General features: G+C 58.9%; 4 protein-coding genes and 1 pseudogene. 3 read left to right on the top strand and 2 right to left on the bottom strand.

What is annotated here, in order from left to right; all coding sequences use genetic code 11:
- Both JWR14_RS35960 and JWR14_RS35955 read right to left on the bottom strand, forming a co-directional pair.
- A pseudogene (locus JWR14_RS35960) lies at window positions 1-485 on the bottom strand (sulfate ABC transporter permease subunit CysT); the annotation flags it as partial.
- Window positions 486-675: 190 nt separating this feature from the next.
- A complete protein-coding gene (locus JWR14_RS35955; RefSeq protein WP_299719058.1) occupies window positions 676-1,725 on the bottom strand; it encodes a sulfate ABC transporter substrate-binding protein in 1,050 nt (349 codons plus the stop codon).
- 293 nt (window positions 1,726-2,018) lie between these two features.
- Here JWR14_RS35955 and lexA point away from each other — a divergent pair, with 293 nt between their 5' ends.
- The 3 genes from lexA to JWR14_RS35940 form a co-directional block, all read left to right on the top strand.
- A complete protein-coding gene (gene lexA / locus JWR14_RS35950; protein ID WP_299719060.1) occupies window positions 2,019-2,675 on the top strand; it encodes a transcriptional repressor LexA in 657 nt (218 codons plus the stop codon).
- 231 nt (window positions 2,676-2,906) lie between these two features.
- Window positions 2,907-3,293, top strand: coding sequence for a hypothetical protein (locus JWR14_RS35945; protein WP_299719056.1), 387 nt, complete (start codon window positions 2,907-2,909; stop codon window positions 3,291-3,293).
- Between the two features lie 154 nt (window positions 3,294-3,447).
- The coding region (locus tag JWR14_RS35940; protein ID WP_299719054.1) for a DUF2939 domain-containing protein at window positions 3,448-3,977 on the top strand (530 nt) is incomplete at its 3' end.

The raw sequence follows: 3,977 nt of genomic DNA, 5'->3' as shown, positions 1-3,977 counted from the left end.
TGCACGGTCCGTACCACGAATGGCAAGCCGATAAACGTCAGCGCCACGAGCACGCCCAATGGCGTGAACGCCACCTTGATTCCAAGTGGCGCAAGAAACTGGCCGATCCAGCCATTCGGCGCATACACCGCGGCGAGCGCAATGCCGGCCACGGAAGTCGGTAACGCAAACGGCAGATCGACGACGGCATCGACCACGCGTTTGAACGGGAACGTGTAGCGCACGAGCACCCACGCCACGAGAAAGCCGAACACGGCGTTGATCAGCGCGCCGCCGAGAGCCGCCGTAAACGTCAGCCGATACGACGCCAGCACGCGCGGCGACGTGACGGCGCGCACGAACGTCGCCCAATCGAGCGTAGCCGTCTTGGCGAAGGTTGCGGCAAGCGGAATCAGCACCACGAGGCTCAAATACGCCACCGTGATGCCGAGCGTCAGGCCGAAGCCCGGCAGTGCGCTGGGCTTGCGGAAAGTGAAGGTCGTCATGCGTGAATCATCCAGTTCCGCCGCGCCGCGGGGACGGCGCTTCGGGGTCGAGCTTCGGGTTAATTTCAGGCCGTCTATGCGGCCGTAGTGTTTTTTCAAGCTTCTTTACGACTACAGCATCGCGAGCGCATGAGCGCCGGCGATGCTGCTTTTCAACCTGCAGCGCTTACTGCAGCGCTTACTGCAGCGCTTACTGCGGTTGATAGATCGAATCGAACACACCGCCATCGGCGAAATGCGTCTTTTGCGCGTTGGTCCAGCCACCGAAAGAGTCATCAATGGTGTAGAGCTTGATCTTCGGGAACTGCTTCGTCAGCGCGGCAGGAACCGCGGTGGAACGCGGCCGATAGAAATTGCGCGCCGCGATCTCCTGACCTTCCTCGCTATACAGGTACTTGAGGTAAGCCTCAGCCAGCTTGCGCGTGCCATGACGATCCACGACCTTGTCGACAACGGCCACCGGCGGCTCAGCCAAAATGCTCACCGACGGCACCACGATCTCGAACTTGTCCGAGCCAAATTCCTTCAGCGACAAAAACGCCTCGTTTTCCCACGCGATCAGCACGTCGCCCTGCCCGCGCTGCACGAAGCTGGTGGTCGCACCCCGTGCGCCCGAATCCAGTACGCCGGCATTCTTATAGAGCTTGGTCACGAAGTCCTTCGCGGTCGTCGCATTGCCGCCCGGCAGATGTTCTGCGTATGCCCACGCCGCGAGATAGTTCCAGCGCGCGCCACCGGATGTCTTCGGATTCGGGGTCACGATGGACACGCCCGGCTTGAGCAGGTCCGGCCAGTCCTTGATCTGCTTCGGGTTGCCCTTGCGCACGAGAAACACGATCGTCGATGTGTACGGCGACGCGTTGTCCGGCAAGCGCTTCTGCCAGTCTTGCGCAACGAGCCCCTTGGCCGCGAGCGCATCGATGTCATAGGCCAGCGCCAGCGTCACCACGTCCGCCTGCAAACCGTCGAGAACCGAGCGCGCCTGACCGCCCGAGCCGCCGTGCGACTGCTTGAACGTAACCGTTTCACCGGTTTCAGCCTTCCATTTCTTACCGAAAGCCTGATTGAAGTCTTGGTACAGCTCACGCGTCGGGTCGTACGACACGTTCAGGAACGACGTGTCGGCATGCGCTTGCGCGATCATTCCCGCCGTCATTCCAGTCACCGACGCTGCCCCGATCACCGCCGTGGCAAGCAGCTTCCTTGCACGTGCGCTCCACCCCGAATTCTGACTCAGCATTGCCCCGCTCCCCGTCTTATGTGTTTGAGCAGCCGAGTCTATCGACGGGCTTTCATTATTAAAAATAATTGTTATTCATTCTTTTAGATCAAAAAGTGCTAATGAAGGCTGGAAGCGGCGTTGCGGCCATCAAAGAGCCGTTGGAGCACCGTGTTTGTTGCCTCTGTGTGGTTCTGACGACGTCGAACTTAAAGTAAAGCTTGAAAAGCGCCGAATACTGTATAAAACTACAGGCATCTGTTCATCCATACAGTGGACGACCGGCCATAAAGGGGCAAATGCACGTGACCAAAATGAGCAAACTGACTGCGCGGCAGCAAGAGGTTTTCGAACTGATCCAGCGGGCTATCGAACGCACGGGGTTTCCGCCAACGCGCGCCGAGATCGCAGCCGAACTCGGTTTTAGCTCGGCTAATTCCGCCGAAGAGCATCTTCGGGCGCTGGCGCGTAAAGGGGTGATCGAGCTGGCAGCGGGTTCATCGCGCGGCATTCGCTTGCTGACTAATGGCAGCCTTGACGACGGGCCTCACCAGTTCACGTTGCCGCATGCCAGCATCATGCAATTATCCTTGCCGCTGGTCGGGCGCGTGGCAGCCGGTAGCCCGATCCTCGCGCAGGAACACATCTCTAAGCATTACGCCTGCGACCCGGCGCTGTTCTCCACCAAACCGGACTATCTCTTGAAGGTGCGCGGGCTTTCCATGCGCGACGCAGGCATCTTCGACGGTGACCTGCTTGCCGTGCAGAAAAGAAACGAGGCGAAGGACGGGCAGATCGTCGTAGCCCGGATCGGCGACGACGTCACGGTGAAACGCTGGAAACGTCGTCCAGATGGCGTTGAACTGATCGCTGAGAACCCTGATTACGAGAATATCTTCGTTGCATCAGGCAGCGACGACTTTGCGCTGGAAGGTATTGCGGTCGGGTTGATTCGCTCCGGCGAGCTTTGATTTCCGCAAGGTTTTCAGTTTCTGCCTTGTTTTCTGTTTGTTGATCTGTTTGTTGATTTCTGATTTGCAGAGCGGCGGTGGATGTTCTGGATGTCCCGGGTTTTCCGGGAGTGCTCCCCAGCCGCGCTGCGCTTGAATTCCAGCCCTATAAAGCGTGACGGACATCGCATTCGCGATGAACCGGCGCGCGTCCTATTCTCATCGGTTGTCATCGGTTATCGGAGAAACATCATGGAACGATTCGCCCGGTTGTTTTCTGCTTCTTTTTTATCCGCGTCGTTTGCGCCGACAGCACGTGCACCCCTTTCGTTTCGGCAATTTCGCGAGTTCGGCCGTTTGCGGCATCTGCGCTCGCTGATTTCCTGCAAGACACAAAAACCTGCCAATACTCCCGATCTCTTCGACGAACTGCCGGTCCTGCCCTCGCGGCAACCCGCGTTCGCCCGGGTTTCGTTGAGCACATCGGTGCATACGCAATCTGAGCAACGTGCGCCAGTGCGGGTTTATCGCGGCGAGTCGCGGGTCATCATGGTCGGCAATATCGAAGCGGTATCGCGCATGATCGACCGCTGTATCGACGAAGAACGGGCTGGTGTTGAAGGCGGATTGCTTACCTGATATTTAAGCAGCGGTAAATCCGCGGGGATAGTTCTGGCGCCGGTGCGGTCCATCTAAGGGTTGAGTCGTTTTTGGCCGTCTTTGGCCTCTCCTCTGGCCACAACTCTTGCATTTCGAGCCGCGTCCACCTCATCGGCCCCAAGGCCCCACGCGTATGCCCCTGTCCCGTACCAGCAAGTCCGTTGTTATTGCGTTAGTGGTTGTTATTGTCGTGGCAATGCTCGGTGTGATCTATGCATCGCCGTATATCGCGCTCGACCGGCTGAAGCGTGCCGCCGACGCCCGTGACGCTCAAACTGTGAATCAGTACGTCGACTTTCCGCTGCTGCGTGAAAGCCTGAAGGATCAGGTCGGACAGTTGCTGACCCGAAAAATCGACATACAGAAGAGCGGCAATCCGTTAGCGATCATCGGCGCCATGATTGGCGCGGCGCTAATCGGCCCGCTGGTCGATTCGTATGCAACGCCCGACGGCGTGGCGGCTATTCTCAATGGCATACCGCCAAGGGGTGATCCAGGCGAGAAACCGCCGGTTCCGTCCGAAGCCAGCGGAGCTGTTGTTGCGACTCCGGAAGCCGTGCAAGCGCCGCCGCCCGCACCCGCCCAATCGGCGCCTGTCGCCGCTTCACCGTCGGCACCGAAACCACCGCCTCAAACCACGGCGGGGTATCGAAGTTTTAATAC

The organism is Caballeronia sp. (assembly GCF_028292365.1).
In the GTDB taxonomy this organism is placed as follows: Bacteria; Pseudomonadota; Gammaproteobacteria; order Burkholderiales; family Burkholderiaceae; genus Caballeronia.
The sequence above is the reverse complement of the archived record's forward strand: the minus strand, read 5'-3'. Positions and strand labels throughout refer to the sequence as shown.